This is a genomic window from Bacillus sp. JJ722 (assembly GCF_036963345.1).
In the GTDB taxonomy this organism is placed as follows: domain Bacteria; phylum Bacillota; class Bacilli; order Bacillales; family DSM-1321; genus Bacillus_AD.
This window is the reverse complement of sequence record NZ_JBALMO010000064.1, coordinates 1-1,357: the sequence shown is the minus strand read 5'-3', so window position 1 is coordinate 1,357 and position 1,357 is coordinate 1. Positions and strand designations below refer to the sequence as shown.

Here is a 1,357-nt window from a genome sequence, read left to right as displayed (position 1 = left end):
GACGAAAATCATAATGGTAAAGTGTACGCAATTTATGTTCTTTCACTTGGTGCTCAAATCGCAATTGAAATTATTTCAAAAAGAAAAAATATAGCGAAATTCGCGATTATTGAAAGTGGTTTGGTAATTCCAATAAAGAATATAACTACCTTTTCTTTGTTAATGCAAAAAGCTGTATATAGGTTGATCAGTCAAAAATGGTTTGCTAAAATTCAGGCGAAAGCATTAAATATTCCAGAAAACATGTTTGAATATTATTATAAAGATAGTCAAACAATTTCAAAACAATCATTAATTAATAGTACTTATAGTAATGGTAATTATAGCCCAAAGGAAGATTTGAAAGAAACAAATGTAAAAGCATTAATTATAGTCGGATCAAAAGAAATAAGAATAATGAAAAAGTCTGAACAAATCCTAAAAAAGGCCATTCCTAAAAGTACACTATACATAGCAGAAGGAATGAATCATGGTGAAATTAGTTTGGTTCAGTATGAAAAACACATTGAAATAATTGAATCTTTCTTGGGGACAAATAGCGTATGTAAATTAAACTAAGCAACAGTAATTAAATAGATATTTGCTGTGAATTCCTTACATTATTTTGTTCCATAATCCTTGGAAATAGCTAATACAAGGTTGTCATATAGTACCTACCTAGTTTTACTTAAGAATAGTATATATGTAATAAATAAACATCTTGGGGTGACATATGAGTTGGTCGAATTATGAAAAAGCTTTAGCACTACTAAATCAAAACAAAGTAGATTGTGATTATATTGGTGAATGTTTAGACCTTTTAATTAAGAAAGCAGAAAATACATTAGATTTAAAATTCCCAAGCAGTTATAATCATTTTATTAAAAAATATGGTGCAGGGGTTTTTGCGAACTATGAAATATTAGGTGTAATTCATGAAAAATATTATGAATTACTAGATCCAGACAAACCAGATGTGGTTCGGTTCACGCTGATAAAAAGAAAAGAGAGACATTTACCTGATAATTTCCTTCCTATTATTGATATTGATCCAGACATTTTATATTGTTTAGATATAAATAATCTTAATGAGGAAAGTGAACCGGCCGTTGTTTCGTTTAACGTAGGTGAAGATTGGGGAGAGCAAGAATTGATTGCTGAGGATTTTGGTGATTTTCTTTTAGAGATTATTCAAAATGAAATAGAGGCATTAAAATTATCGCCAATTAAAATCATATACGATGTAGTGGATTTAAAAGGTACATGTTATGTTGAAATTAAACCAGGAAAATTTACAGGTCATCATTGGAATAAAGAATCTATTTATTTTACAGATGAGACCTTTACATATTTATCACTTTCGATAGAGAAGATGTAT

2 protein-coding genes are annotated in these 1,357 nt (G+C 28.8%); both read left to right on the top strand.

The genetic code is table 11. From position 1 onward, the window contains the following. Positions 1 to 558, top strand: a 558-nt coding sequence (locus V7014_RS09430; RefSeq protein ID WP_438824897.1) for a hypothetical protein, incomplete at its 5' end; no start/stop codon positions are given. 154 nt (positions 559 to 712) lie between these two features. Continuing rightward, positions 713 to 1,357 (top strand): SMI1/KNR4 family protein (locus V7014_RS09425; RefSeq protein ID WP_335506450.1); only part of this gene is annotated, 645 nt, incomplete at its 3' end.